Source organism: Micromonospora sp. CV4 (assembly GCF_003667455.1).
Taxonomy (GTDB): Bacteria; Actinomycetota; Actinomycetes; order Mycobacteriales; family Micromonosporaceae; genus Micromonospora.
In genome coordinates, this window is the sequence record NZ_RCVI01000260.1 from 61,035 (window position 1) to 86,317 (window position 25,283).

At 73.4% G+C, this 25,283-nt stretch carries 26 protein-coding genes; 10 read left to right on the forward strand and 16 right to left on the reverse strand.

All coding sequences use genetic code 11. The features are described from left to right. Positions 1 to 30 precede the first annotated feature (30 nt). From EAD98_RS14940 to EAD98_RS14950, 3 genes are read right to left on the reverse strand one after another with little or no spacing between them, the layout of a single operon-like run. Positions 31 to 888, reverse strand: coding sequence for an ABC transporter permease (locus EAD98_RS14940; protein WP_121654658.1), 858 nt, complete (start codon positions 886 to 888; stop codon positions 31 to 33). After that, positions 885 to 1,898 carry an ATP-binding cassette domain-containing protein gene (locus EAD98_RS14945; RefSeq protein WP_121654659.1) on the reverse strand — a complete coding sequence of 338 codons (1,014 nt, stop codon included), beginning with the start codon at positions 1,896 to 1,898 and terminating at the stop codon, positions 885 to 887. The genes EAD98_RS14940 and EAD98_RS14945 overlap by 4 nt, the downstream gene beginning before the upstream one ends. Positions 1,899 to 1,923: 25 nt before the next feature. Continuing rightward, positions 1,924 to 2,478, reverse strand: a complete 555-nt coding sequence (locus EAD98_RS14950) for an NADPH-dependent FMN reductase (RefSeq protein ID WP_121654660.1) — start codon at positions 2,476 to 2,478, stop codon at positions 1,924 to 1,926. A gap of 155 nt (positions 2,479 to 2,633) precedes the next feature. On the opposite strand from EAD98_RS14950, the gene EAD98_RS14955 reads away from it, so the two are divergent. After that, a complete protein-coding gene (locus EAD98_RS14955) occupies positions 2,634 to 3,149 on the forward strand; it encodes a GNAT family N-acetyltransferase (protein ID WP_121654661.1) in 516 nt (171 codons plus the stop codon). A 24-nt stretch (positions 3,150 to 3,173) separates the two neighbouring features. On the opposite strand, the gene EAD98_RS14960 is transcribed toward EAD98_RS14955, so the two are convergent. Next, a complete protein-coding gene (locus EAD98_RS14960) occupies positions 3,174 to 4,160 on the reverse strand; it encodes an aldo/keto reductase (RefSeq protein ID WP_121654662.1) in 987 nt (328 codons plus the stop codon). Positions 4,161 to 4,336: 176 nt separating this feature from the next. On the opposite strand from EAD98_RS14960, the gene EAD98_RS14965 reads away from it, so the two are divergent. Further along, positions 4,337 to 5,257, forward strand: coding sequence for a hypothetical protein (locus EAD98_RS14965; protein WP_121654663.1), 921 nt, complete (start codon positions 4,337 to 4,339; stop codon positions 5,255 to 5,257). 52 nt (positions 5,258 to 5,309) lie between these two features. Here the strand turns inward: EAD98_RS14965 and EAD98_RS14970 are convergent, their stop codons facing one another. Beyond that, entirely contained in the window at positions 5,310 to 6,296 is a 987-nt protein-coding gene (locus EAD98_RS14970; protein WP_121654664.1) for a winged helix-turn-helix domain-containing protein, read from the reverse strand. Between the two features lie 130 nt (positions 6,297 to 6,426). Between EAD98_RS14970 and EAD98_RS14975 the strand changes: the two genes are divergently transcribed. Further along, the gene (locus EAD98_RS14975; protein ID WP_158609800.1) at positions 6,427 to 6,957 is read left to right on the forward strand and encodes a nuclear transport factor 2 family protein; all 531 of its coding nucleotides are present in this window, start codon (positions 6,427 to 6,429) and stop codon (positions 6,955 to 6,957) included. Positions 6,958 to 7,035: 78 nt separating this feature from the next. Here EAD98_RS14975 and EAD98_RS14980 read toward each other — a convergent pair whose 3' ends face one another. The 3 genes from EAD98_RS14980 to EAD98_RS14990 form a co-directional block, all read right to left on the reverse strand. Beyond that, complete coding sequence (locus tag EAD98_RS14980; protein ID WP_121654666.1) at positions 7,036 to 7,731, reverse strand: hypothetical protein; 696 nt, start codon at positions 7,729 to 7,731, stop codon at positions 7,036 to 7,038. A 79-nt stretch (positions 7,732 to 7,810) separates the two neighbouring features. Further along, positions 7,811 to 8,662 (reverse strand): aldo/keto reductase, encoded by an 852-nt coding sequence (locus EAD98_RS14985; RefSeq protein ID WP_121654667.1) that lies wholly within the window; start codon positions 8,660 to 8,662, stop codon positions 7,811 to 7,813. Between the two features lie 140 nt (positions 8,663 to 8,802). Then, on the reverse strand, positions 8,803 to 9,603 hold the full coding sequence (locus tag EAD98_RS14990) for a LysR substrate-binding domain-containing protein (protein WP_121654668.1): 801 nt from the start codon (positions 9,601 to 9,603) through the stop codon (positions 8,803 to 8,805). Between the two features lie 52 nt (positions 9,604 to 9,655). On the opposite strand from EAD98_RS14990, the gene EAD98_RS14995 reads away from it, so the two are divergent. Continuing rightward, positions 9,656 to 10,570, forward strand: coding sequence for a serine hydrolase (locus EAD98_RS14995; RefSeq protein ID WP_121654669.1), 915 nt, complete (start codon positions 9,656 to 9,658; stop codon positions 10,568 to 10,570). Positions 10,571 to 10,724: 154 nt separating this feature from the next. Then, positions 10,725 to 11,702, forward strand: coding sequence for an MBL fold metallo-hydrolase (locus EAD98_RS15000; RefSeq protein WP_121654670.1), 978 nt, complete (start codon positions 10,725 to 10,727; stop codon positions 11,700 to 11,702). Positions 11,703 to 11,749: 47 nt separating this feature from the next. Here EAD98_RS15000 and EAD98_RS15005 read toward each other — a convergent pair whose 3' ends face one another. Genes EAD98_RS15005 through EAD98_RS15015 form a run of 3 tightly spaced genes read right to left on the reverse strand, consistent with a single transcriptional unit; the run spans position 11,750 to position 14,158 of the window. Continuing rightward, entirely contained in the window at positions 11,750 to 12,289 is a 540-nt protein-coding gene (locus EAD98_RS15005) for a DUF1697 domain-containing protein (RefSeq protein ID WP_121654693.1), read from the reverse strand. Between the two features lie 31 nt (positions 12,290 to 12,320). Further along, the gene (locus tag EAD98_RS15010; protein WP_121654671.1) at positions 12,321 to 13,004 is read right to left on the reverse strand and encodes a response regulator transcription factor; all 684 of its coding nucleotides are present in this window, start codon (positions 13,002 to 13,004) and stop codon (positions 12,321 to 12,323) included. Beyond that, positions 13,001 to 14,158, reverse strand: coding sequence for a sensor histidine kinase (locus EAD98_RS15015; protein ID WP_233583831.1), 1,158 nt, complete (start codon positions 14,156 to 14,158; stop codon positions 13,001 to 13,003). The genes EAD98_RS15010 and EAD98_RS15015 overlap by 4 nt, the downstream gene beginning before the upstream one ends. A 169-nt stretch (positions 14,159 to 14,327) precedes the next feature. Between EAD98_RS15015 and EAD98_RS15020 the strand changes: the two genes are divergently transcribed. Genes EAD98_RS15020 through EAD98_RS15030 form a run of 3 tightly spaced genes read left to right on the forward strand, consistent with a single transcriptional unit; the run spans position 14,328 to position 18,661 of the window. Further along, positions 14,328 to 15,113, forward strand: a complete 786-nt coding sequence (locus EAD98_RS15020; protein WP_199723412.1) for an ABC transporter ATP-binding protein — start codon at positions 14,328 to 14,330, stop codon at positions 15,111 to 15,113. After that, a complete protein-coding gene (locus EAD98_RS15025; RefSeq protein WP_233583832.1) occupies positions 15,107 to 17,539 on the forward strand; it encodes an ABC transporter permease in 2,433 nt (810 codons plus the stop codon). Before EAD98_RS15020 ends, EAD98_RS15025 begins: the two co-directional genes overlap by 7 nt. A gap of 54 nt (positions 17,540 to 17,593) precedes the next feature. Further along, positions 17,594 to 18,661 (forward strand): hypothetical protein, encoded by a 1,068-nt coding sequence (locus EAD98_RS15030; protein ID WP_121654674.1) that lies wholly within the window; start codon positions 17,594 to 17,596, stop codon positions 18,659 to 18,661. Here the strand turns inward: EAD98_RS15030 and EAD98_RS15035 are convergent. From EAD98_RS15035 to EAD98_RS15055, 5 genes are all read right to left on the reverse strand, one after another. Then, on the reverse strand, positions 18,565 to 20,043 hold the full coding sequence (locus EAD98_RS15035; RefSeq protein WP_121654675.1) for an amino acid permease: 1,479 nt from the start codon (positions 20,041 to 20,043) through the stop codon (positions 18,565 to 18,567). The genes EAD98_RS15030 and EAD98_RS15035 overlap by 97 nt on opposite strands. Positions 20,044 to 20,138: 95 nt before the next feature. Beyond that, positions 20,139 to 20,702: a heme-binding protein gene (locus EAD98_RS15040; RefSeq protein WP_121654676.1), complete on the reverse strand. Its 564-nt coding sequence runs from the start codon at positions 20,700 to 20,702 to the stop codon at positions 20,139 to 20,141. A gap of 31 nt (positions 20,703 to 20,733) precedes the next feature. Further along, entirely contained in the window at positions 20,734 to 21,483 is a 750-nt protein-coding gene (locus EAD98_RS15045; RefSeq protein ID WP_121654677.1) for a hypothetical protein, read from the reverse strand. A 2-nt stretch (positions 21,484 to 21,485) separates the two neighbouring features. Beyond that, positions 21,486 to 22,283: an ABC transporter permease gene (locus tag EAD98_RS15050; protein ID WP_121654678.1), complete on the reverse strand. Its 798-nt coding sequence runs from the start codon at positions 22,281 to 22,283 to the stop codon at positions 21,486 to 21,488. Beyond that, positions 22,280 to 23,176, reverse strand: a complete 897-nt coding sequence (locus tag EAD98_RS15055) for an ABC transporter ATP-binding protein (RefSeq protein ID WP_121654679.1) — start codon at positions 23,174 to 23,176, stop codon at positions 22,280 to 22,282. The genes EAD98_RS15050 and EAD98_RS15055 overlap by 4 nt, the downstream gene beginning before the upstream one ends. A gap of 132 nt (positions 23,177 to 23,308) precedes the next feature. On the opposite strand from EAD98_RS15055, the gene EAD98_RS15060 reads away from it, so the two are divergent. Continuing rightward, positions 23,309 to 24,562 (forward strand): sensor histidine kinase, encoded by a 1,254-nt coding sequence (locus EAD98_RS15060; protein WP_121654680.1) that lies wholly within the window; start codon positions 23,309 to 23,311, stop codon positions 24,560 to 24,562. Then, on the forward strand, positions 24,550 to 25,269 hold the full coding sequence (locus EAD98_RS15065; protein ID WP_199723413.1) for a response regulator transcription factor: 720 nt from the start codon (positions 24,550 to 24,552) through the stop codon (positions 25,267 to 25,269). Before EAD98_RS15060 ends, EAD98_RS15065 begins: the two co-directional genes overlap by 13 nt. Positions 25,270 to 25,283 lie beyond the last annotated feature (14 nt).

Here is a 25,283-nt window from a genome sequence, read left to right on the forward strand (position 1 = left end):
AAGGGCGACGCCCGTCCGGGTGCGGCAGGGTCAGCGGCGGTTGTACCGGTACATGGTCAGCGTGCCGAAGACGACCACGAACCCGACGCTCCACGCCAGCAACCACATCGTGCTCGACGGGTCCGACGAGCCGGCCATCGCCGCGCGGACCGCGGCCACCAGCTGCGTCACCGGGTTGACGTTCACGAACGCCTGGAGCCAGCCGGGCATGGTGCTCGGCTCGACGAAGACGTTGCTCAGGAACGTCAGCGGGAACAGCACCATCATGCTGACGCCCATCACCGACTTCTCGCTGCGCAGGACCAGCCCGAAGAACGTCCACACCCAGGAGAACGCGAACGAGAAGACCACCAGCAGCCCGATCCCGGCAGCGACACCGGCCACCCCGCCGTCGGGCCGGAACCCGAGCGCCAGCCCGACGCCGAGGATCACCAGGGCGGCGAGGATGTAGCGCAGCACGTCACCGAAGATCATGCCGACCAGGGCGGCCGGCCGCCAGACGGGCAGGGTCCGGAAGCGGTCGAAGATGCCCTTCTCGATGTCGGTGTTGAGGCCGACGCCGGTGTACATGGTGATCATGACGACGCTGGTCACCATGATGCCGGGCAGGAAGAACTGCAGGTAGTCGCGCGGGCTGTCGGCGAGGGCGCCACCGAACAGGTACGTGAACATCAGCACCATGATGATCGGGAACGCGGTCACGTCGAAGAGCTGCTCCGGCACGTGCTTGATCTTCAGCATGGCCCGCCAGCCGAACGTCAGCGACGCCCCCAGCGCGGTGGGTCGGGGCGGTCGGGAACCGGGCGCGAGCACGGTCGCCAGCGCCTCGGCGGACGGGACGTAGACGGCGGGCGCCCGTTCGGTCGTGGTGGTGGTGACGTTGCTCATCGGGCTGCCTCCAGCTGGTCGTCCCGCTCGTCGGCGGGCACGGCGGGGTGGTCGGTCAGGGCCAGGAAGACCTCGTCGAGGCTCGGCTGGCCGAGGGAGAAGTCGTCGACGACGATGCCCGCGCGGGCCAGGTCGCCGAGCGCGCGGGCGGCCTGCGCGCTGGCGTCGAGGTCGGTGCCGGCCTCGCCGACCCGGGCCAGCAGCGCGACCGGGTCGGCTTCGAGCTGCACCGGTACGCCGAGGGCCGCCTGCAGCACCTTCTCCGCCTCGGGCCGCTGCGCGGGGTCGCGCAGTCGCAGGTGGACGGTGCCGGAGCCGACCGACGACTTCAGCTCGCCCGGGGTGCCCTCCGCGATCACCCGGCCGTGGTCGACGACCGCGATCCGCCCGGCGAGCTGGTCCGCCTCGTCCAGGTACTGCGTGGTGAGCAGCACCGTCGTGCCGTGTGCGACCACAGCGCGGATGATCTCCCAAACCTGGTTGCGGCTGCGCGGGTCCAGGCCGGTCGTCGGCTCGTCGAGGAAGAGCAGGTCCGGGGTGTTGAGGATGCTGGCGGCGATGTCGATGCGCCGCCGCATCCCGCCGGAGTACTTCTTCACCTGGCGGTCACTCGCGTCGGTCAGGCCGAACGCGGCGAGCAGGGCCGCCGCGCGCTCGCGGGCGGCCGGCTTGCGCAGGCCGAGCAGGCGGGCCAGGAGCACCAGGTTCTCCGTGCCGGTCAGGTCCTCGTCGACGGAGGCGTACTGGCCGGTGAGGCTGACCCGGGAGCGGACCGCGTCGGCCTCGGTGACCACGTCGTGCCCGAACACCCGCGCCGTGCCGCCGTCGGGCCGCAGCAGCGTCGCGAGCACCCGGACGGCCGTGGTCTTGCCCGCCCCGTTCGGGCCGAGCAGACCGTAGACGGTGCCGGCGGGCACCTGGAGGTCGATGCCGGCCAGCGCCCGGGTGTCCCCGAACGAACGGGTGAGCCCCGCGGCCTCGATGGCCAGGCCGGTGGTGCGTCTACTCATGATCCTTACCTTTCGTTGGACGTGTTCAGGAGGCGTAGGGCCGGGCGGCGCGGCCTTCGCGCAGCGCCAGACCCCACCAGCGGAGCTGGTCGAGCAGGACGCGGGCGTCCCGGCGCAGTTCGTCGGTGCACTGCGGCGTCGGCTCACCGGCGAGCAGGTCGATGCCGACGACGTCGCGCACCGTCATCGAGTGCAGTGCGGTGAAGATGGTGCGCAGCTGGTCGACCGCGTGCAGGCCGGTGGACCGGCAGCCGTACGACACGAAGCCGACCGGCTTGGCCTGCCACTCGTCGTACGCGTAGTCGATCGCCTGTTTCAAGGGTGCGGGGAAGCTGTGGTTGTACTCGGGGGTGACCACGACGAACGCGTCCGCCCTGCCCACCGCGCGGACGAACGCCCGGATGGACGCGGTCGGCTCGGCGGGGTAGCTGGCCGGAAAGTCGTACTCGGTGAGGTCAACGACCGTCACCGTGAGGTCGTCGTGCCGCTCGGCCTGCTCGACGAACCAGCGGGCGACCCGGTCACCGGCCCGCCCCTCCCGGGTGCTGCCGATGATCACGGCGATTCTGAGCGGCGTCATCGTTTCCCCTCCCCGGCCTCGTGGTCTCACTCGTAAGGCGCGAGGCAGCGGCCGGCGGCCCGCTAGTTCGGATCTAGCGGGCCGTGCGGACGGCGTTTCGTCGGTCGCGATGTCGGTGGCATCGGCTTGACTGGGGGCGACGATCAGGGGGCGGAATGGCACAGATACGTATCGAGCCGTGGCACGAGGACGACCTCGACCTGCTGCGGCAGCTCAACTCACCGGACACGCGCAAGCACACCGGCGGCCCGGAGACCGATGAGCAGGTGCTCGCCCGGCACGACCGCTACGTGCACTTCGCCGAGGGTGGCCAGGGCTGCATGTTCACCCTGGTGCTGCCGGACGGGGCGCGGGCGGGCAGCGTCGGCTACTGGGCCCGGGACTGGCGCGAGCAGCCGGTGTACGAGATGGGCTGGGCGGTGCTGCCCGCGTACCGGGGGCAGGGGCTGGCCACCGCCGCGGTGCGCGCGGTCGTCGACGTGGCCCGCGCACGGCGGACCCGCCGCTACGCGCACGCCTACCCCTCGGTCGACAATCCCGCCTCGAACGCGGTCTTCCGCAAGGCCGGGTTCACCCTGCTGGGCGAGACCGGCTTCGAATATCCGCCGGGGCACCTGATGCGGGCCAACGACTGGCAGCTCGACCTGACCGCCGCGCCGACCGAGGACTGAGGTCGGCGGGGCGGCTGAGGCAGGTCACCAGGTGGTGTCGAGGCGGTGCCGCTGCTCGGCGGTCAGCTCCAGGTCCACCGCCGCGAGGCTCTCGTCGAGCTGGGCCACCGAGGACGCGCCGACCAGCGGGATCGACGGCAGGTCGCCGCCCAGCAACCAGGCCAGCACCACCTGGTTGACCGTCGCACCGCTCTTACCGGCCACCTCGCGCAGCGCGGCCAGCCGGCGGGGCGCGCTCGGCAGGTCGTACGCCGCGCTGAGCGGCTTGTCCGCCCGTGTGAAGGCACCCTTGAGCAGCGGCGAGTACGCCACCAGGGTCAGCTCGGGCTCGGCGCGCAGGTAGCTGAGCAGGTCGCCGCTGACGCCGCCCGGCTCGCCGTCCGGGTCCAGCGCGCTGGCCAGGTCGGTCCGGTTCGGCAGGTAGCTGCGGTGGTACTGGAGCACCTCGTACCCCGGCAGGCCGGCCGCGGCGGCCAGCGCGCGGGCCCGCTCGACCCGCCAGGCCCGGTGGTTGCTCGCCCCCAGCAGGCCCACCGTCCCCTCGGCGACCAGCTCGGCGAAGCCCTCGACGGTCTCCGCCAGCGGCACCGTGCGGTCCTTGATGTGCGCGTAGAGCAGGTCCAGCCGATCCACGCCGAGCCGGTCCCGACTGCGCTCGCCGGATTCGCGGATCACCTTGGCGGACAGGCCCTCGGCGTTGTCCAGGTAGCTGGTTCCCGGTGCCAGCGGGCGGGCGCCCAGCTTGGTGGCGATGACGATCTCGGGGCCGACGCCGCGGCTGCGCCGCCACCGGCCGAGCAGTTCCTCGCTCTGCCCGCCCTGGCCGTCGTCCACCCAGAACGCGTAGTTGTCCGACGTGTCGATGAAGGTGCCGCCGGCCTCGACGTACCGGTCGAGGATCGCGTACGAGGTGGCCTCGTCGGTGGCGCTGCCGAACAGCATCGCGCCGAGGCTGAGCACGCTGACCTCGCGCCGGGTCGCCGGGTCGGTGCCGATCGTGCGGTACCGCATGGGGATCTCCTTCCGGGCGCCCTACCGGTGGGCGCCCGCGTGCCACCCTGCCGGCTGGAGCGCACTCCAGGTCAAGCGTTCACCAGCGCAGGGCGGATCGTCATGGAGGTCCGTGATCGTCCAGCGGACGATCTCGTCTCAACTGCGTTCGGTGCCCCTGTGGCACAGTCCTGAGTGTGCCGTTGGATGAGCTGCCGGCCTGGTTGCCGGCTTGGTGTCTGGACCATCTGGGCGGCGAACCCGCCGGCGTGCTGTTCCAGTCGCAGCAGGTCTCGACGGTGTTCGGTCTGCGGTTGGCCGGCGGCAGGGACGTCGTGGTCAAGGCGCGCGCCGACGACGGCCGGGCCGCGTCGTGTGTCGCGGCACAGGCCCGGCTGGCCGAGCGCGGGTTCCCGTGTGCCCGGCCGCTCACGCCGGTGGTCGGTGTCGGTGCGCTGGCCGTGCACGCCGAAGAACTGCGGCCCGGCGGCGAGGTGTTGCACGGGGACTCGCCGGGCATGGCCATGCGCTGCGCGGAGGTGTTCGCCCGGCTGATGGGCGAACTTGCCGGCGTGACCCTCGCGCCGCCGCTTCCGAATCCGCCCTGGGTGCGGTGGGACCACACCGATTCTGGGGTGTGGCCGGCGATCGACGTTCTCGACAGCCGGGACCAGACTGTCGTGTCCGAGCACATCGTGGAGACGGCTGAGCGGGCCCGGCGGCGGCTGCTGGCCGCCGGCCTGCCGTGCGTGCTCGGCCACGCCGACTTCGAGGCGCAGAACCTACGGTGGCAGGGTCGGCAGGTGTGGGCCGTGCACGACTGGGACAGCCTGGCGTGGCAGCCGGAGGCGGCGCTGGTGGGAGCGGCGAGCGGGTCGTTCGCCAGTTCCGGACCGCCCACGCTGGCGCCGATCGACAGCTCCGAGGCGTTCCTGGTGGCTTATCAAGACATTCGAGGGCGCTTGTTCACGGCCGTGGAGCTGGAGATCGCATGGGCGGCCAGCTTGTGGATGGCCGCGTACAACGCCCGGGAGATGGCACTGTGCGGTGGCACCCCGGCGGGCGGCGATGCGCTGCGGGCGCAGGCAGCCGAACGCCTGCGCCGGGCTGATGCGTAAATCAGCACGTGCACCGGACGTTTGGAAGCCCGTAACCGTGCCCTGGCCGGGATCAAGGGCTCGCCGCGCCGTGATCCGACCGGCAGCCGACCAGCTCGTCCCCGTGGTCGGACCGCCGGTAGAGCACACTGTGCCGCTCCCGGGCACGGACCACCAGGCCGGAGCGCAGCAGCACCCCCAGGTGGTAGGAGACGGTGGCCGGGGCCAGCCGGTGCCGCTCGCTCAGCTGCCCGGTGGACCGGGGCACGTTCAGGTCCGCCAGGATCGCCGCCCGGCTCACACCGACCAGGTCGCCGAGCCGGCCCGCCCGGCGCTGCTGGGCCCGCCCGGCGCCGATCGGATAGACCAGCACCGCGTTGCCCTCGTCGCAGAGCTGGGTGGACAACTGCGGCCAGGCCAGCGCCGACGGCGCGAGCACCAGCTCCGCGCCGGTGAGCGACGTGGTGATCCGGTACGAGCTGTCGATGGTCAGCGACCTGCCGGTCCAGCCGACCCCGGGGTGCAGGCCGTTCAGCATGCTGCCCACCCCGGCGGTGGCCATCGCGGTGGCCCGCACCGCCAGCTCGGCCTCCAGCGTGGCCCGCACCGCCGGCCACCGCTCGGCGAGCGCGGCCTGCCAGAAGTGGCGCAGCCCGTCGGTGACCCGCCGGGCGAGGGTGCCGTCGTCGACCACCGCGCGGACCCGCGCCGGCATCCCGCCCGCCGGGAACCGCTCGTTCACCTGCGTCGCCACCGCCTCGGCCGGGGTCGCCGCCATGACCGCCAACTGCTGGTCGAAGACCGTGTCGAGCGGACCCAGCGGCGGTTTCGGCGTGAGCAGGTCCGGCGTGTAGCCGAGCCGGCCGGGCGGCGTCACCAGCTCCGCGACCAAAGCCACATCGGGGTGCCGCAGAGCGGCGCGGGCGGCCGGACCGGGATCGCCGTGCACCGGATGCCCGAACCGCGAGAGCGCGGCCCGTAGCCAGGACGTCACCTCCGCGGCGGGAGAGATCGCCAACCGGAGCCGGGCGAGGCTCGGGCCGTCCAGATGCGCGACCATCACAGCGCGGATCGTACAAGCGGTGGCATCGATGTGCGGTCCGCATTCGAGCTGGTTCGAATCAGTGGCCGGCAGCGTGGCGGGCCGGGTTGGCTGCGACGGCACAACCACTCGTCCGAAGGAGAACCCGATGCGCCCACCTGCCTCCGCCCGCCCCGCCGGCCGGCTCGGCCGTACGATCGCCCTGGTCGGGCTCGCCGCCGGCCTGCTGGCGGCTGCTCCCGCCGCGGTCTCGGCCGCCGGCCCCGCACCGGGCGACACCACAGCCGGCCACGCGGCTGCCCGTGGCTGCGAACGCGCCTTCGACCGCGCGGTCCGGGCGTACGTGGAGACCACCGCCCGCCGCGACCTTGACGGCTTCGCCGCGCTGCTGCACCCCGACGTGACCTCGGTCTTCGCCTCCGACGGGGAGGTGCTGGACGGCAAACGGGCCACCGTGGACTGGCTGCGCGGGTTCTTCGCCGACGACTCCTGGACGCAGTCGTTCAGTGTGGCCAAGCAGACGGTGGTGGGCTGCCGGACCGGGTTCGTGCTGTTCGACTCCGTCTACGCGGTGCCGGCCACCGGCACCAGGGTGCCGCTGCTGATCGGGGTCAGCTACACCTACCACCACGGGCGCTGGCTGGTGCTGCAGAACCAGGACTCCGTGGGCCGGATCTGACCATGAAGGCTGGCGAGGGGTCGCCGGCCGGGGGGAGGGGCGGGCGCGGCAGCAGCGGCGCCCGCCCCGCGGCGGCGTTCAGACGGCCTTCTCGAAGGCGGCAACCGCCAGCGGCGCGATCTTGGCGATCAGCGCGGTGCTGGCCGCCAGGTCTCCGTTGCTCCCCGAGGCGTCCACCTCCATGACGAAGTTGCCGCGCACCAGGACCAGCGTGCACTGGTGCCGGGTCGCCTTCCCCTTCAGCCGCTCGCAGAAGGTGATCACGTCCGGGCCGTTCGGCATGGGCGGAGGCGAGGGCCGCACGATCGTCGACGTGCGCCCGTCGTCGGGCACCTCGTACTCCTTGCACGTCGCGAGGACGGACCGCAGCTCGTCGGCGAGCTTGCGACCGGGGACCTTCAGGTAGCCGACGACGTACTGCCGGAGCCACACGGTCTCGCCGTCCCAGAGCCGCTCCCGGTAGGCGGTGCGTTTGATGTCCGACGGCAGGCTCGCCCTGCACAGGGAGATCAACTTCCAGGCGTCGGTGTTCTCGTCGGTGTACTGGGCGGTCTCCGGGTTGAACTGGGCGTCCAGGTCCAGCATCGCCCCCGTCACCCGGCTGCGGACCTCGGCCGTGGAGGTCGGCGCCGGGCGCGGCTTCGGCGGGGTCGGCGAGGCCGACACCGCCGGCGCGGACCAGCGGGGAGCCCCGGCGGCCTGGCTCGGGGCGCAGGCCGCCGAGGCGAACAGGAGCAACGACAGCGGAACCAGGATGGTACGGCGGAGCGACATCGCCGGGGGCGGTCCTTTCACGCGAAAAGGGGGCCCGACCCGGCCCCCTTTTCACTGTGCGCCGTCGCCGACCGTCGCGTTACGCCGGCAGGTAGGCGAAGGTGTCCGGGTGCCCGCCCTGCCGGCCGGACTCGCCCTTGTCCAGCTCGGTGATCCGCTCCATCGCCGTGTCGTCCAGCTCGAAGTCGAAGATCCGGGTGTTCTCCTCGATCCGCTCCGGGGTGGTCGACTTCGGGAAGATGATGTCGCCGCGCTGCACGTGCCAGCGGAGCACCACCTGCGCCGGGGTCCGGCCGAGCTGCTCGGCGATGTCGACCACCGTCGGGTCGCCCAGCACCTTGCCCTGCGCGATCGGCGACCACGCCTCGGTGAGGATGTTGTGCTCGCGGCCGTAGGCGCGGACCTCCTCGTTGCCGAAGTACGGGTGCACCTCGACCTGGTTCACCGCCGGCACCACGTCCGCCTCGGCGGCCAACCGCCGCAGGTGCGACACCTGGAAGTTCGACACGCCGATCGAGCGGGCCCGGCCGTCGCGCTGGAACTCCTCCAGCGCCTTCCAGGTGGAGACGAAGTCGCCGTCGTACAGGGTCGGCAGCGGCCAGTGGATGAGGAACAGGTCGATGTAGTCCATCTTCAGCGCCGCCAGCGTCGAGTCGAACGCCTTGCGGGCGTCGTCGGGACGGTGAAAGGCGTTGTTCAGCTTGCTGGTCACGTAGACCGAGCCGCGGTCGAGGCCGGACTCGCGGACCGCCTGGCCCACCTCGGCCTCGTTGCCGTACATCTCGGCGGTGTCGATGTGCCGGTAGCCCACCTCCAGCGCCTTCGCCACCGCCGCGACGGTGTCCTTCGGCTCGATCTGGAACACCCCGAAGCCGAGCTGCGGGATGGTCGTGCCGTCGTTCAGGCTGATGTCGGGAATCGTGTTGGCCACTGCGGCTCCTTCGCGTCTTCGTTCGAGGCACCCGGGCGCGGAATCACGTCCACCCGTGCCACCTGTTATCCCTACCCGAGCGGGTGGTGGTTGCACCGCCGGATCCGAAGTGACGAGCGCAACGTGGCGTACGGGCCGCTTCACCCGGTCGTGTCGAAGAGCACCGGCCAGGGTCGCGCGGCGGGTGCCGACGGGGTGCCGGGCGTGGGCGGCGCGACGGCCGCCTCGCCGCCGGCCAGCACCAGGCCGAAGAGGAACTCCGGGTTGCGCGCCGGCCGGACCCGCGTTGGCCGCCAGCCGTGCCGGCGGCACACGTCCAGCAGGTGGTCGTGCCAGCGCGGCGCGGTGGCCCGGGGCGCGGCCACCAGGTCGAGGCCGGCCAGCGCGGCGAGCGCCACCTCCCGGTCGCGGGCCAGCGGCGAGGTGCGCGGCAGCAAAATCCCCAGGGGTACGTCGACCGGGGCGCCGAAGCGCAGCCCGTCCGCCGCCACCGGGTGGTGCACCAGTCCCACGTCCAGGGTGCGTTCGGTGAGCATCCGCACCTGCTCGCTGCTGGTCAGCTCGTGCAGTTCCACGTCCAGGCCGGGTGCGCGGGCGGTGAGCCCGTCCAGCAGAGCGCGCAGCGTCACCGCCGGCGTCTCCGGCGGCACACCGGCCCGCAGGACGCCCAGCTCGCCCGCACGGACCTGTCCCATCAGGCTGCGGAGCCGACCCTCCCCGGCGAGCAGCTCCTCGGCCTCGCCGAGCAGCAGCTCACCGGCGGTGGTGAGGCGCACCTGGCGGCGGGACCGGTCGAACAGCTCGACGGTCAGCTCCCGTTCGAGCCGCTGGATCGACTGGCTCAGCGGCGGCTGGGCCATCCCGAGCAGCTCCGCGGCCCGCCCGAAGTGCAGCTCGTGGGCGACCACCACGAAGTGCCGCAGGTGTCGGAGCAGGTCCACGGCCGGGACCCTACGCCAGCGCCGGCATCGTGCTGCTGGATACCGTGCCGGGGTGGACGTGGGGGAGCGCATCGAGGCCATCTTCGCCGGGGCCGGGGTCACCGGCAGCCTGCACGCCGTCGACCTGGACGCCGTGGACCTGACCGCCGACGACCCGGCGGGCGGCGGTCCGGAGGTCGGGGTGCGCGCCGACGAGCAGGTGGTGATCGCCTCGATCTTCAAGATCCTTCTGGTGCTGGAGTTCGCCCGGCAGGTCGTCGCCGATCAGCTGGACCCGACCGAGCGGATCCTGGTCACCGCCGCCGACCGGCTCGGCGGGTGGGGGCTGGCCGGCTGCACCGACGACGCCGAGGTGTCGCTGCGGGACCTCGCGTACTTCGCCATGTCGGTCAGCGACAACACCGCCGCCGACCTGCTGCTGCGCCGGGTCGGCCCGGACCTGCTGCCGATGCTCGCCGCCGAGCTGGGGTTGACGCGTACCCGCGTGCTCGGCGGCCCCCGGGACCTGGTCGAGGCGATGCTCGCCGACGTGGGCGCGCGGACCGAGGCCGAGTTCGCCCGGATCTTCCCCACGCTGCCAGACGACCGGGTCCGGGCGATGCGGGTGTTCGACCCCGCGCGCACCACCTCCAGCACGGCCCGGGAGATCACCCGACTGCTCACCCTGATCTGGCGCGACGAGGCCGGGCCGGCGGCGGCCTGCGCGATGGTCCGCACCTGGATGGCCCGGCAGATCTTCTGGACCCGGCTGGCCGCCGGGTTCCCGCCCGGCGTCCGGATGTCCGGAAAGACCGGAACCCTGCCCGGCCTGCACCTGGAGGCCGGCGTCGCCGAGTATCCCGACGGCGGCCGGTACGCCATCGCCATCTTCGCCCGTGCCGACCAATTGGCCCCGCGCCGGATCGACGTGGACCTGGCGATGGGGCAGGCGGCTCGCACGGCCGTCGAGGCGCTGCGCGCCGACTGAATTTTCCGCCCGTCCGAGCGCGGCACACGGGCCCTGAGCCGGCCAGATATGCGGATCGGTATCGGAGCGAACGGTGTTGGATCTTGGACCTGGGCGAGGTGGCGCTGGTTGGCTCGGATCGACCAACCGCCCGACCACGGGGAGTAGATCCGTCATGCCCAGTCTCGACCGTCGTCGCTTCCTCCGCGACGCCGCCGCCACCACCGCCCTGGTCTCCGCCGGCGGCCTCGCCGCCACCTCCGTTACCCCGGCCCACGCCGCGCCGACGGCCGCCGCCTCCGCACCGACCACCCGTCGCACCGGAGCAGTCAGCTTCCGCTGGTGGGGTACGGCCGGCTGGCGCGTCGACATCAGGGACCGGACCGTGCTGGTCGACCCGTACCTCAGCCGGATCGACACCGGCCTGTTCACCGGCCCGTTCAACCCGGCCGCCGGGTTGACCGTGCGCACCGACGCGATCGACCCGCGCGTCGACCGGGCCACGACGGTGCTGGTCACGCACACCCACTGGGACCACTTCATGGACGTGCCGTACATCGCCGGCCGCACCGGCGCGCGGGTGTTCGGCACGCTGACCGCGTACCACCTGGGGTTGGCCTACGGGATGCCGTCGACGCAGCTCAGCCCCGTGAAGGGCGGAGAGGTGCTGGACTTCGGCGATCACACGATCGAGGTGGTCGGCTCCCTGCACAGCCGCAACCCCTCGTACTCGGTGGCCTTTCCCGGTGTGCGGGTGAGCCCGCCGCCGCGGCCGGCGACCATCGCGGACCTGCCGGAGGGGGACACCCTGGGCTACCTGCTGCGGGTCGACGGCGGGCCGTCGGTCTACTTCACCGGGGCCAGCGACGTCGCCGAGCGGAACCTCACCGGCCTGGCGCCGGACGTGGCCATGGTGGCCATGCAGAGCGCCACCACCACCGGCGACTACCTGCCCCGGCTGCTGGCCGGCCTGGACTACCCGAAGGTCGTGGTGCCGGTGCACTGGGACAACTTCGAGACCGAGCTGCGGAACCCGCCGCCCGTCGCACCGGCCGACCGCGTCCGGCTGGACGACATGATCGCGGCGGTCCGCCGGATCTCGCCGCGCAGCCGGGTGCTGGTGCCCGAGTACGAGACCGCCTACCACTTCTGACCGGCCTCGGCGGCGGTCGCGGCCCGGGCGTCGCGACCGCCGCCGGGTCAGCCGGCGGCCAACTCCGCCAGGGCGCGCACCGACTTCCAGTTCCGGGTGGTGGCCACCACGTCCAACTTCTTCTCCAGGTACGCGTTGGTGAACTTCGACCGCCCGTAGCCGCCCTCGGGAAAGTGCAGGTAAACCTCCCGACCGGTCACCGTGAACGCCACGTTCTCGCCGCCGGGCACGGTGAGCGCGTCCACCGTGGACCGCTTCGGGACGGTGGCGAGGAACGCCACCAGCAGCCTCGTCGGGTCGTCCTCCCGCTCGGCGTACGGGTTGCCGCCGGCCACCGCCGCCAGCTCCCGGGCGCTGCGCACCAGCACCGGCACGCTCAGCCCCAGCTCGTCGGCGAGCGCCCGCTCCATACCGCCGGCCAGCTTCTCGGCGTCGCGCACGGTGCTGCCGAACACCACGTTGCCGCTCTGCAGGTACGTCCGGGCGTCCCCGTGCCCGAGATCGGTGACGAGGCGGCGCAGGTCGGCCATCGCGAGCCGGGTGGAGCCGACGTTGACCCCGCGCAGCAGGGCGACGTACCGGGTCATGGGGTCCTCCTCGATCACCGGGCCGACCAGGTCAGCGTAGGCCGACCGGACCCGGTCCGCCCGGACCCACCAGGCCGGTCTCGTAGGCGACGATGACGAGCTGCGCGCGGTCGCGTACCGCCAGCTTGGTCAGCAGCCGCCCCACGTGCGTCTTCACGGTGGCCGGGCTGAGGGTGAGGTGCGCGGCCAGCTCGGCGTTGGACAGGCCCCGGGCGATCAACGCGAGCACCTCCCGCTCCCGTTCGGTCACCCCGTCCAGCCGGCGCGGCAGCGGTCGGGCCGGCTCCGGCCGCCGGGCGAACTCGTCGATCAGCCGGCGGGTCACCGTCGGCGCGAGCAGCCCCTCACCGGCGGCCACCACCCGGATGCCGGTCAGCAGCTCCGCCGGTGGGGTGTCCTTGAGCAGGAAGCCGCTGGCGCCGGCCCGGAGTCCGCCGTAGACGTACTCGTCGAGGTCGAAGGTGGTCAGGATGAGCACCCGGGTGGCCGCCATCGCCGGGTCGGCGCAGATCCGCCGGGTCGCCTCGATGCCGTCCATCTCCGGCATGCGTACGTCCATCAGCACCACGTCCGGCCGATGCTCGGCGGTCAGCGCGACGGCTTCCACGCCGGTGCCCGCCTCTCCCACGGTGGTGCAGTCGGGCGCCAGGTCGACCAGCAGCCGGAAGCTGCCGCGCAGCAGCGCCTGGTCGTCGGCGATCAGCACCCGGATCATGCGGCGACCCGGTAGGGCAGCCGCGCCGTCACCGCGAAACCACCGCCGGCACGTGGCCCGGCGCGGAAGTCGCCGCCGTGCACCGCCACCCGCTCGCGCATGCCGACGAGCCCGTGCCCCTCGCCGATCACCCCGATCGGCCGCCGACCGTCGTCGATCACCTCCACCCGTACCTCACCGGGCGTGACGGTCACGGTCGCCCGGCAGGCGGCGGGCGCCGCGTGCTTCACCACGTTGGTCACCGCCTCCTGCACGATCCGGTACACGGCGAGGCCCACCGACTCCGGGACCGCGCCGTCCGGTTCCTCCCGCCGGATGTCCAGCCGGACGTCGACGCCGCCGATGGTCGCCCGTTCGGCCAGCCCGGGCAGCTCGTCCAACCCGGGCGCCGGCGCGTACGAGGTCTCCTCCCGCAGCACGCCGAGCACCCGGCGGATGTCGGTCAGCGCGGTCCGGCCGGTCTCCTCGATCACCCGCAGCGCGGCGCCCGCCTCGCGGGGGTCGGCCTCGGCGACGTGGTTGGCGACGGCCGCCTTCACCACGATGAGACTCAACGTGTGCGCCACCACGTCGTGCAGCTCCCGGGCCACCCGCAGCCGCTCCTCGGTGGTGGCCTGGCGGATCAGATGCTCGCCCTGCCGGGCGGCGAGAGCGCGTCGCTCCCGGATCAGCCAGCCGATCAGCCAGGCTGGCGCGATCATGACGGCGGCGTAGGCGACCGCCCCGGTCCGCGACCAGAGGTCGCCCGCGGTCAGCACCAGCGCGACGCTCACCAGAGCGAGACAACCGGCGGCGCAGATCATCGATCGGCGCGTGGCCGTCGACACGGCCACCGTGTAGAAGGACAGGCCGATGGCGAACGCCGGCGCGGCAGCCGCAAAGTTGGGAATCACGCCGGTGACCAGGGCAACGGTGCTGATCGAGCTGATCGCGATGGCGACCGGAACCGGCCACCGTCGCCGGACGGCCAACGGCAGCCCGAGAGTCATTCCGACGAGCACGGACACCAAGAGCGGTTCGCGTACGCCACCGTGCAGCGGCGACTCGAGCGCCGCGTACGGGCAGAGCAGCCCGCCGACCGCCACGGCCAGGACGGCGTCCAGGATGTACAGATCCATCGGCCGCAGTCGCCGGGACAGCAGGAGAGCGATCACCCGACAAACGGTATCGGCCAGCCGCGGTGGGGGCGTCCACCCGTGGGCCGTCATCCTCGGGTACGACGCCTGGTCACCGGTCGCCCGCGGACTCCGCCCACGGGCGGGCCGGAAAGTGTCCGTGCTGGCACGACGCGCGACACCTGCCGGAGCCGGCACCGTGACGGCCATGACCACAGACACGGTGACCTTGACGGGGGTACGAGCGGTGTACGGCACCCGGGATCGGCCGGTGACGGCGCTCGACGGTGTGACGACCAGCTTCGCGAGCGGCACCTTCACGGCGGTGATGGGCCCCTCCGGCTCGGGAAAGTCCACGCTGCTGCACTGCGCGGCCGGGCTGGACAGCCCGACCGAGGGGATCGTCACGATCGACGGCATCCGTCTGAACGACCTCGGCGAGGACGAGCTGACCCGACTGCGGCGCGACCGCATCGGCTTCGTGTTCCAGGCGTTCAACCTGGTGTCCACGCTGACCGCCGCGCAGAACGTCGAGTTGCCCCTGCGCCTGGCCGGCCGCCGCCCACCGGCCCGGGACGTCGCCGCCGCGCTCGACGCCGTCGGACTGGCCGACCGGGCCGGACACCGGCCGAGTGAGCTGTCCGGTGGCGAGCAGCAGCGCGTCGCCGTGGCCCGAGCGTTGATCACCCGTCCGGCGGTGCTCTTCGCCGACGAGCCGACCGGGGCACTGGACAGCGCGGCGTCGCGGCAGGTGCTCCGGCTGCTGCGCGCGCTCGTCGACGACCACGGGCAGACCGTCGTGATGGTGACCCACGATCCCAGCGCCGCCGCGTACGCCGATCGGGTCCTCCTGCTCGCCGACGGCCGCGTCGTCGACGAGTTGACCGGCGGGATCACCGCCGCTGCCGTCGCCGCCCGGATCGCCGAGCGTGAGGCGGATCCGGTGGGCGCGTCCCGGCACGCCGCGGAGACCACCGAGGGGCTGTCGTGCTGAGCATCCGGCGTTCGGCCAGCGCGTTCGTGGCCGTCGCCATCGGGGTCGCGCTGGTCGCGACGGCCACCCTGCTGCTCGCCTCCGGGCGTCCGCAGGTCCCGGACCGGCTGGCGCAGGCGGCGGTGGTGGTGCAGAGTCCGGAGGCGGGTACGGAGGCTGACTCGTTCGTGCCGACCCGACCCTGGTCCGCCACCGCGGCGGCGGAGCTCACCAGCAGGCTGGCCGGTCTGCCGGGCGTCGCGGCGGCGGTTCCGGACCGGACCTTCTACGCCCAGCCGCTCGTCGGCGGCCGTCCTTCGGCCGCTGATGCCCGGCGGGAGGACGCCCACCAGGGCCACGGCTGGTCCATCGCCCAGCTGGGTGGACTGCGCCGCACGGCCGGCGAGCCGCCCCGTAAGGCCGGCGAGGTGGTCGTCGACCGTGCGCTCGGGCTGCGGACCGGCGCGCCGGTCACCCTTCTCACGGCGGCGGGTCCGGAGCCGTACACCGTCAGCGGTCTGGTCGACGCGCCCGGCGTCTACGTCGCGGACGAGGTCGCCGCCGTGCTCGCGCCCGGCGTCCGGGCCATCGGTCTGCTGCTCGCGCCCGGCGCCGACCCGCAACGGGTCGCCGTGGCGGCTCGCGGTGTCGTCGGCGGCGATGGACAGGTGCTGACCGGCGACGAACGCGGCGCGCTGGAGCCGCGCGGTGACGCCCGTACCCGCTGGATCGGCATGCAGGTGCTCACCGCCACGGCGGCCCTCGCCGGCTTCGTCACGGTGTTCGTGGTCGCCTCCACCTTCGCGTTCACCATCGCGCAACGCCGTCGCGAGCTGGGCCTGCTGCGCGCCGTGGGCGCCACCGGACGCCAGGTACGCCGCATGGTGTACGCCGAGGCGCTCGCCGTCGGCGCCTCGGCCGGGCTCGTCGGCCTGTTGGTCGGCGCGGCACTCGCCCCGGGGTTGGGTCGACTGCTGGTCGACGTCGGCTTCGAGCCGGCGACCTTCGCGGTCCGCTACGCCTTCTGGCCGGTCGCGGTCTCGCTCGTCGCCGGGCCGGTGATCGCTCTGCTGGCCGTCTGGTCGGCGTCCCGCCGAGCGGCCCGGGTCCGCCCGTTGGAGGCGCTGCGCGAGGCCGCGGTGGAGCAGCGACCGATCGGGCGGCTGCGGGTCGCCACCGGGGCGTTTCTCGTCGCGGTGGGGGCCGCGCTCAGCGTCGGAACGGCGACCGCCGACGAAGCCCGGGTCGCCGTGCAGTACGCCCTCTACGCGGTGATGGCCCTGGTGGCCGGTGCCACCGTGCTCGCCCCGGCGGTGGTCGGGCCGGTCGTGCGGCTGCTGCGGTCTCCGGTGCGACGGCCCGGCGGCGCGATCGGGATGCTGGTCCGGGGTGGCGCGTTGACCGCCACCCGGCGGACCGCGTCCCTCGCCGCGCCGGTGCTGCTCACGGTCGCGTTCGCGGTGCTGGTGTCCGGGATGGTGCGCACCACCACCGCCGCGTACGCGGCAGGCCGGGCGGACAACGTGAACGCCGGCTGGATCGTCGTGCCCGACGGGGGACCCGGTCTGTCGGACCAGGCCGTTGCCGCGGCCGGTGGCACCGCCCTCCTGCCGACCACGGTCTTCCGCACCGACCCCGGAACGCTGCCGGAGAACCGGCCACTGACCGCGCTCGGTGTGGACCCGGCGGGCTTCGCCGCCGCGAACCGCGCGCTCACCGTCGTCGCCGGCTCCCTGAACGACCTACGTGGCGAGGACACGGTGGTGGTCACCGCCTCGACGAACCTGCTGCCATCCGAGGCGTACGAGCTGGTCTTCGCCGACGGAACGTTGGTGCCGCTGCGCGTCGTGGCCGTGGTCACCGACGACTCGCTCCCCGGCGACCTGCTCGTGCCCCGGGCCGTGGTGCGAACGCACGACCCGTCGGCGCTGACCTCCACGGTGTACGTCCGGGACCGGATCGATCCGCCGGTCGGCGCGCGGATCGTCGACGTCGCCACCTGGGCGGCCGAGGCGGACGCCGCCGAGGACCGCCTCGTCTGGCTGTTCACGCTGCTGCTGATCGGTGTGTCCGCCGGCTACGGGGCCATCGCGGTGGCCAACACGCTGTTGCTGGCTGCCGCCGGCCGGGCCGCCGACCTGCGGCTGATCCGGCTGGCCGGCGCGACCCGACGGCAGGTCCTCTGGCTGGTCACGGCCGAGTCCGCCCTGGTGGTGCTGATCGGCGCGCTACTCGGCGGGAGCGTGGCGTTCGCGGGTCTGCTGAGCATCCGCGCCGGCCTCGCCGAGCAGGTCGGCGCGCCGGTGGACCTCGCCGTGCCCTGGTCGGTGGTCGGCGGGGTGGTCGGCCTGTGCCTGCTGCTCGCCGTGGTGGCGAGCGTGCTGCCGACGTGGCGGTTGCTGCGCCACCGGCCCGCCCGGTCAGCGATCGGCGCTTTCGCCGGATGACCCGTCCCGCTCCGAGGGCCGCCGCCGCGGTCCTCGCAGCGATACCGTCCACGGATGCGATCCGCGCGCCCGGTCGGGCTGCTCCTGTCCGCCGCCGCCGCGCTGCTCTGGGCGATCGGCATGACGGTGCTGCAACCACTCACCGAGCCGATCGGCCCCTGGTCCGAGCGGCTGCCGGGCAACAACGCCTACTGGGCACGGGACCTGCGGTTCACGGCGATCGTCGCGGTGGTCCTCGGGCTGGTGCTGGCCGGCCGGGGGCGCCTGCGGTGGACCGGGCCGGCGGTGCTGCTCGGCGGTCTCTGGCTCGCCGCCGACGTGACGATCGACCGGGCTGACCCGACCGGTGCGGGGCCGACGGTGCTGCTCGCCGCCGTCGGCTGCGCGGTGCTCGGCGCGGTGGCGGCGGTCCTGTGGTGGCGGGAGCGCAACGCACCCGGCGCGGGTACGGACCGGTGGGCGCTGACCGGCGCGGCCTGCGTGGCCGGGGTGCTGACGATGGTGGCCGCCGGCATCGAGTCACCGACCGACCGGGAGCCCGAGCTGAACCGGGCGGCCTTCGCCACCGGCGTGCTGCTGGTCGCCCTGACCATCGGCGCGGCCCTGGCGGCGGCCCCGGCCCGGACCCGGGCCCGCTGCGTGCTGGCGGCCGGGCTCGGCGTGGCGGCCGTGGCCGGCGTCGGACTGATCCGGACGATCCCGCCCGGCCCGCGGGCCCTGCCGGAGCTGGCCCTCGGGGCGGTGTTGCTGACCGGGGTCACCCTGCTGGCGTGGGACTGGCCTGGTGGGCGGCCGGCGTGGCGGCGTCACGCGGTGGCCGCCCTCGCCGCGCTGGTGGGTCCGACGGTGTTGCTGCTGGTGGTGGCGATCGTCATGATCGTGCTGCTGCCGGTCGGCGCGATGTTCACGGCGTTGGCCGGCAACAGCCCGATCAACGCGGCCGACTCCGACGTGCTGTACTCGCTGATCGGGTTGCTCGCCGGGCTCGGGATGGGGTTGCTGCTGGCCTGGCCGCCCGCGCTGGGCTACCGCGCCGATCCGTCGGGCCCGCTCCGGCCGGTCGGTTCGGAGGGCCCGGCCGGTCCCGCCGGCGGGCGGCCGGCGAGCGCGGAGCGCCGGTAACCGTAGAAGGCGTAGATCAGCAGGCCGATCACGAACCAGACGGCGAAGCGCAGCCAGGTCTCCGGGGCCAGGTAGGTGATCAGCCAGACCGAGAAGAGCGCGCCGGCCGCCGGCACCACCGGCATCCCCGGCAGCCGGAACGTACGCGGCGCGTCCGGTCGGCGGTAGCGCAGCACGATCACCGCGATGCAGACCACCACGAAGGCGAGCAGAATGCCGATGTTGGTCAGCTCCGCCGCCTCCCGGATCGGCAGGAAGCCGGCGATCAGCGCGGAGGCCCCACCGACTATCCAGGTGACCCGGGTGGGCACCCGGCGGACCGGATGCAGCTTGCTGAACCACGCCGGCAGCAGCCCGTCACGGCTCATCGAGAACCACACCCGGGTCACGCCCAGCATGAAGGTGAACATGACGGTCAGGATCCCGATGATGGCGCCGACCGCGATCACGCTGGCCAGCCCGGACAGGCCGACCGACTCGAACGCCGAGGAGAAGCCGCTCTCCGCGTCGATGTTCCGGTAGTTCTGCATCCCGGTCAGCACCAGGGTGGCCAGCACGTACAGCACCATCGAGATGACCAGCGACCAGATGATCGCCTTCGGCATGTGGCGACGGGCGTCCCGGGACTCCTCGGCCGCGGTGCTCATCGCGTCGTAGCCGAAGACGGCGAAGAAGACGGTGGCCGCGCCGGTGAACGCCCCGCTCAACCCGAACGGGAAGAACGGCGAGTAGTTCGCCGTACGGATGTGGAAGAAGCCGACCACGATCACCAGCAGGACGACGGCCACCTTCAGCCCGACCACGAAGGTCTCGAACCGGGCGGCGGTCTTGATGCCCTGGTTGAGCAGGAACGCGATGAGCAGGCAGAGCGCCACCGCGAAGAGGTCGACGACGTGGCCGTCCCCGGTGCCCGGGGCGCCGAGCATCCAGGCCGGCAGCTCCGCCCCCAACTCGCTGACGAGGAAACCGAAGTAGCCGGAGATGCCGATCGCCACCACCGCGACGATCGCCGTGTACTCCAGCAGCAGGTCCCAGCCGATGAACCAGCCGACCGCCTCGCCGAGCACCGCGTACCCGTAGGTGTAGGCCGAGCCGGCCTTGGGGATCATGCCGGCGAACTCGGCGTAGGACAGCGCGGCGGCGGCGCTGGCGAGGCCGGCGATGAGGAACGACACCAGCACCGCCGGGCCGGCAGTTTCGTTGGCCACGGCGCCCGCCAGCGCGAAGATGCCGGCGCCGATGATGCCGCCCACCCCGATGGCGGTGAGCTGCCACAGCCCGAGCGAGCGGGACAGGCCCTCCTCGCTCGCGTCCGCGATGTCCTCGACCGGCTTGCGACGGAACACCCCGCTGCCGCCGGAACTGGCACCCGTGGAGGTCATCGTCGTCCTCCTTCCGACCGCGCCCCCGCGCGGTCCGTGCCGTCACTGTTACTCCTGAAAACGACGAAGGTCAATCGGCCGCTGCTCGGCCCGCCTCACTCCACCACCGGCAGCACGACCTCGTTGCGGCGCAGGAACCACGGCTTCCACGGCGGGTCGAACCGGGCGTACCGGATGGCCCCGGTGGGTTGCAGCCCCGCCGCGGTGACCGACCGGCCGAGCATGGTGGCCCGCTCGCCGAACGCCTTCTCCGTCCACCGTCCGGAGAAGCGCATCGCCGCCGCGAGCTGCGCCGGGACCTCCCGGATCCGCACCCGGGGGTCCACCGGCTCGGGCAGGGTGGCGGCGGTGAAGCCGGCCGGCATGACGAACTGGACCAGGTACGCGCCCGGCTGCTCGCCCTCCTCCTGAACCACCGGAGCGGTCATCGCGATCTTCTCGGTGCCGGTGGCCTCCTGCATCACGGGAGCGGTCATCCCGATCGGGTGTCGGGCCCGGTTGGCGCCCCCGATGTAGGCGGCCAACGGCCGGAACGCCTCCATCGGGGCCCGGGTGAACGACGCCTGGATCTGCATCTCGGCCACCAGGTGGGCCGGGTACCGGCGCAGCTCGAAGCCGGGGTGTCGAGACACCACCCGGTACGGCTGCTGCTCGGTCATCGCGCGCTCCCAGGATCTCCTGGGACTGACGCTACCGCCCGTCCGGCCCCCGCTCGGCCGAAGTCGGCTCCTCCGCCCCGGGGGTGAACGCCCGCCCGGTCAGCCGCCAGTACTGCCGCTTGTCCTCGTCGCGCAGCACCACCCCGATCCGGCCCAACTCCCGCCGCAGCTCCCGGGCATCGTCGCGGCGATCCCGCTGGATCGCCCGCTCGCGGGCCCGCAGCAGGGCGTCCGCGCCGGCGGGCAGCCCGGGCAGGTCGGGCACCCACAGCCGGTACGCCGGCCGGTGCGGATCGCCGTCCGCCCAGCCCCAGCCGTGTGCGCGGAACGCCGCAGCCAGTTGGGTGGCCGGCAGGTCCGTCGGCTCCCGGACGAGTTCCGCGCCGTCGGTGTCGAGCAGCACGAGGTGCTTGTCGGCGAGGAAGACCACGCGGGTGTCGGCCCGTGCGACGGTCCGGTCCTGATCGGAGCGGCGCAGCCGGGCCTGCGCCGCGTCGACGGTGACGATCAGCCGTTCGGCGGTGCCGATCCCGGCGATGACCAGACCGGCCAGGACGCCCACCGCGATCGTGCCGACGGTGGCCTGCGGCTCGGGCAGCCGGTCCAGCCACTCCACCAGGTTTCTGAACGGCACCCAGGGCAGCCGGACGAGCCAGCCCGTCGCCGCCGCGAGGAGCCATCCGGCGCCGGCGCCGAGCAGCGGGAAGCCGCCCCACAGGACTGCCAGCTCCAGCGGGCCGCCGCTGACCACGGTGCGGGGTCGGTGACCGGCGACGTCCATGGTCAGGACACCTCGCGGCGCAGCGTCCGGAACAGGCCGGCGGCCAGCGGGAGAACCATCCAGACCAGCAGGGACACCACGATCCGCCCCCACTGCCCACCGGTGAGCGCGTCGCTGCTGAACAGCGGTTCCATGGTCTTGCTGGTGTCCAGCCACTCGGACGGGCCGCGCAGGGGCCGGACCATCTCGCCCAGCACCCCCCAGACGGTGGGCAGCAGGAAATAGCCGACGATCGCCAGCGGCGGGTTGAGCAGCAGCAGACCGAAGGCGGCACCCATCAGCACGCTGGTTACCTGGAGGATCACCGCGTTCACGATCAGCGACCCGTCGAGCTGCCAGGTGCCCGCGCCCCCGGTGGCGGAGGCCACCAGCGTCCCGACGGCAGCGAGGGCGAGGCTGGCCAGCACCGAACCGAGTGCCGCCACCATGACCGCGACCAGCTTCGCGGTCACCACCCGCTCGCGGCGGGGCACCAGGGCGTACGTGGTGAGGGCGGTCCGTTGCGACCACTCGCTGGTGATGGAGAGGATGCCGAGCACCGGCAGCAGCACTCCCACCGGCAGCAGCGAGGGGACGAAGAAGTTGGAGAACGTCTGGTCGGCGTCGTTGGCGTAGATCAACTGGAGGGTGACGACCACGGCGGCGATCAGGCCGATGGTGATCAGCAGCCAGCGGCCGGCCCGGGTGTCGACGAGTTTGCGCAGCTCCACGGCGGTGAGCCGGAGCAGCGACGGGCGGCGTACCGGAGCATGCTGCCGGGGCGCGACGGCGCCGGCGGCGGGCGCGGTGGTGGTGGTCATCGGACGGCCTCCTTGGTGGATTCGCCGGCGGTCAGGGTGAGGAAAAGCTGTTCCAGGCCACCGCCGTCGGCGGGGCGCAGCTCGGCGAGCGCGACGCCCGCGTCCGCGGCGGCCTGGCCGACCGCCTCGGCGTCGGCCTGCACCAGCAGCCCGTCGGTGCTGTCGGCCGCGGTCAGGCCGGCCGCGTCCAGCGCCCGGCGCAGCGCCGCGCCGTCGCGGGCCCGGACCAGCGTGCCGCCGCCGGCGAGCAGTTCGTCCTTGTTGCCCTGGGCCACGATCCGGCCGCCCCCGATAACCACCAGCCGGTCCGCGACCGCCTCCACCTCGCGCAGCAGGTGGGAGGAGAGCAGCACGGTGCCGCCCCGGTCGGCGAAGTCGCGCAGCAGGCCGCGCATCCAGAAGATCCCCTCCGGGTCCAGGCCGTTCGCCGGCTCGTCGAGGATCAGCACCCGGGGGTCACCGAGCAGCGCGTGTGCCAGGCCGAGCCGCTGGCGCATGCCCAACGAGTACGCCCGGACCCGACGCTTGGCGGCCACCGCGTTCAGCCCGACCAGGTCGAGCTTCGCGGCGACCTCCCGCCGGTCCAACCCCATGGTGTACGCGGACAGCGTCAGCGCCTCGCGCCCGGTCCGCCCGGCGTGCTGGGCGGAGGCGTCCAGCAGCACCCCCACTTCCCGCCCCGGGTTGGGCAGCTCCCGGTAGGGGCGCCCGGAGACGGTGGCGTGGCCGGCGGTCGGTGCGGTGAGCCCGCAGATCATCCGCATGGTGGTGGACTTGCCGGCGCCGTTCGGGCCGAGGAAGCCGGTGACCGTGCCCGGCTCGCACTGGAACGACACGTCGTCCACCGCCGGGTGTGGCCCGTATCGCTTGGTGAGGTTCTCCACGGTGATCATGTCGTCGAGCCTGCCCGCGCCGCCCGGCCATCCGCTGCGGCCACCGGTCGGCGCCGCACCGACCTTGGTCGACGTCTGGGTCTCGACTTTGGTAGCTGGTCGCGGTGCCGGTCGGCTGCCTAGCATTGCCTCGTGACCAGCCTCGCCGTGCCGGAACACCCCTGGCTGCTGCCCGGGGCGCTGGCCGACGCGGCCAACCCGGCCGCGGCGACCCGCCGGCCGCGCCGCACCACCCGGGACTGGGCGGTCGACACGCTGGCCTTCCTGGTGTCCCTGCTCTGGGTGCTCTTCGCCACAGCCGACGCCCTGTCGCCCGACCCGTCGATGACCACGCCGCTCCCGCACGGCTGGATGACCGGCGCCGACGCCCTGATCGGGTTGGTCTGCTGCGGGCTGCTCTGGTTGCGCCGTCGGTGGCCGCTCGGGCTGGTGGTGGCCACCACACCGCTGACGCTGTTCTCGATGGCCGCCGCAATCCCGTTGGTGATCCTCTACTTCACCGTGGTGGTGCACCGGCGGACGGCCGTCGCGATCGCGGTCACCGGTGCCGGCCTGGTCACCAACATGGTCTTCAGTTGGCTGCGCCCGGATCCGAACATGTCGTACTGGGCCACCGCGTCGTGGGGCGTGGTGCTCAGCTTCGCCGTGCTGGCCTGGGGGATGTTCGTCCGGGCCCGCCGTCAGTTGATCGTGTCGCTGCGGGAGCGGGCCGAACGCGCCGAGGCGGAGCAGCAGTTGCGGGTCGCCCAGGCCCGCCACCTCGAGCGCACCCGGATCGCCCGGGAGATGCACGACGTGCTGGCCCACCGGATCTCGCTGCTCAGCCTGCACGCCGGCGCGTTGGAATTCCGCCCGGACGCGCCCGCGGACGAGGTGGCCCGGGCGGCCGGGGTGATCCGGGGCAGCGCACATGCCGCTCTTCAGGACCTGCGCGAGGTGATCGGCGTGCTCCGGGCGGAGGGCGACGGCGAGGCCCCGGAGCCTCCGCAGCCCACCCTCGCCGACCTGCCGGCCCTGATCGCCGAGTCGCGGGCGGCCGGGGTGCGGGTGAACGTCACCGACAGCGTCGCCGCGGCCCAGGACGTGCCGGTGGCGTTGGGGCGGGCCGCGTACCGGATCGTGCAGGAGGGGCTGACCAACGCCCGCAAGCACGCGGCCGGCGCGGCCGTCACCGTGGATCTCGCCGGCGGTCCGGGAGCCGGGCTGACCGTGGCGATCAGCAACCGGTGGCCGGTGGGCTCGCCGACCGAGGTTGCGCTACCGGGCGCCGGCACCGGCCTGGTCGGCATCACCGAGCGGGTCACCCTCGCCGGCGGCCGGTTGGCGTACGGCCGGGACGACGGGGGTGACTTCCGGTTGGCCGCCTGGCTGCCGTGGCCGGCGTGACCGGCCCGCCCGGCGAGACCGGGGTGGGAGCGGAGGTCACTCCGGTCCGGGTGCTGATCGTGGACGACGACGCCCTGGTCCGGGCCGGGCTGTCGATGATTCTCGGCGGCCTGCCGGACCTGGTCGTGGTCGGTGAAGCGGCCGACGGCGGTGAGGTGCCTGCCGCGGTCGCCGCGTACGCCCCGGACGTGGTGCTGATGGACATCCGGATGCCGCGGGTGGACGGGCTGACCGCCACCGAGGCGCTGCGCGCCCAGCCGCACCCGCCGGAGGTGCTGGTGCTGACCACCTTCGACGCCGACGAGCAGGTGCTGCGGGCGCTGCGCGCCGGCGCGGCCGGCTTTCTGCTCAAGGACACCCCACCGGTGGACATCGTCCGCGCGGTGCGCCGGGTGGCGGCCGGCGAGGCGACGCTCTCCCCGACGGTGACCAGGACGCTGATCGCGCACGTGACCGCCGCCGCCCCCGGGCCGCTCAGCCCCGATTCGCGCCGGGAGCGGGCGCTCCGACTGCTCACCGGGCTCAGCGAACGGGAGCGGCAGGTGGCGGTCGCGCTGGGCCGGGGCTGCACCAACGCGGAGATCGCGGGGGAGTTGTTCATGAGCGTGGCGACGGTGAAGGCGTACGTCTCCCGGCTGCTGACCCGGCTCGATCTCAACAACCGGGTCCAGGTGGCCCTGCTGGTGCACGACGCCGACCTGGTCTGAGCGCAACGCGCCGA

What these genes read in the sequence shown, in the direction of transcription:
- EAD98_RS14940 (WP_121654658.1), bottom strand. Translation starts at nt 888, where the DNA reads ATGAGCAACGTCACCACCACCACGACCGAACGGGCGCCCGCCGTCTAC.
- EAD98_RS14945 (WP_121654659.1), bottom strand. Translation starts at nt 1,898, where the DNA reads ATGAGTAGACGCACCACCGGCCTGGCCATCGAGGCCGCGGGGCTCACC.
- EAD98_RS14950 (WP_121654660.1), bottom strand. Translation starts at nt 2,478, where the DNA reads ATGACGCCGCTCAGAATCGCCGTGATCATCGGCAGCACCCGGGAGGGG.
- EAD98_RS14955 (WP_121654661.1), top strand. Translation starts at nt 2,634, where the DNA reads ATGGCACAGATACGTATCGAGCCGTGGCACGAGGACGACCTCGACCTG.
- EAD98_RS14960 (WP_121654662.1), bottom strand. Translation starts at nt 4,160, where the DNA reads ATGCGGTACCGCACGATCGGCACCGACCCGGCGACCCGGCGCGAGGTC.
- EAD98_RS14970 (WP_121654664.1), bottom strand. Translation starts at nt 6,296, where the DNA reads ATGGTCGCGCATCTGGACGGCCCGAGCCTCGCCCGGCTCCGGTTGGCG.
- EAD98_RS14975 (WP_158609800.1), top strand. Translation starts at nt 6,427, where the DNA reads ATGCGCCCACCTGCCTCCGCCCGCCCCGCCGGCCGGCTCGGCCGTACG.
- EAD98_RS14980 (WP_121654666.1), bottom strand. Translation starts at nt 7,731, where the DNA reads ATGTCGCTCCGCCGTACCATCCTGGTTCCGCTGTCGTTGCTCCTGTTC.
- EAD98_RS15000 (WP_121654670.1), top strand. Translation starts at nt 10,725, where the DNA reads ATGCCCAGTCTCGACCGTCGTCGCTTCCTCCGCGACGCCGCCGCCACC.
- EAD98_RS15005 (WP_121654693.1), bottom strand. Translation starts at nt 12,289, where the DNA reads ATGACCCGGTACGTCGCCCTGCTGCGCGGGGTCAACGTCGGCTCCACC.
- EAD98_RS15010 (WP_121654671.1), bottom strand. Translation starts at nt 13,004, where the DNA reads ATGATCCGGGTGCTGATCGCCGACGACCAGGCGCTGCTGCGCGGCAGC.
- EAD98_RS15020 (WP_199723412.1), top strand. Translation starts at nt 14,328, where the DNA reads ATGACCACAGACACGGTGACCTTGACGGGGGTACGAGCGGTGTACGGC.
- EAD98_RS15030 (WP_121654674.1), top strand. Translation starts at nt 17,594, where the DNA reads ATGCGATCCGCGCGCCCGGTCGGGCTGCTCCTGTCCGCCGCCGCCGCG.
- EAD98_RS15035 (WP_121654675.1), bottom strand. Translation starts at nt 20,043, where the DNA reads ATGACCTCCACGGGTGCCAGTTCCGGCGGCAGCGGGGTGTTCCGTCGC.
- EAD98_RS15040 (WP_121654676.1), bottom strand. Translation starts at nt 20,702, where the DNA reads ATGACCGAGCAGCAGCCGTACCGGGTGGTGTCTCGACACCCCGGCTTC.
- EAD98_RS15045 (WP_121654677.1), bottom strand. Translation starts at nt 21,483, where the DNA reads ATGGACGTCGCCGGTCACCGACCCCGCACCGTGGTCAGCGGCGGCCCG.
- EAD98_RS15050 (WP_121654678.1), bottom strand. Translation starts at nt 22,283, where the DNA reads ATGACCACCACCACCGCGCCCGCCGCCGGCGCCGTCGCGCCCCGGCAG.
- EAD98_RS15055 (WP_121654679.1), bottom strand. Translation starts at nt 23,176, where the DNA reads ATGATCACCGTGGAGAACCTCACCAAGCGATACGGGCCACACCCGGCG.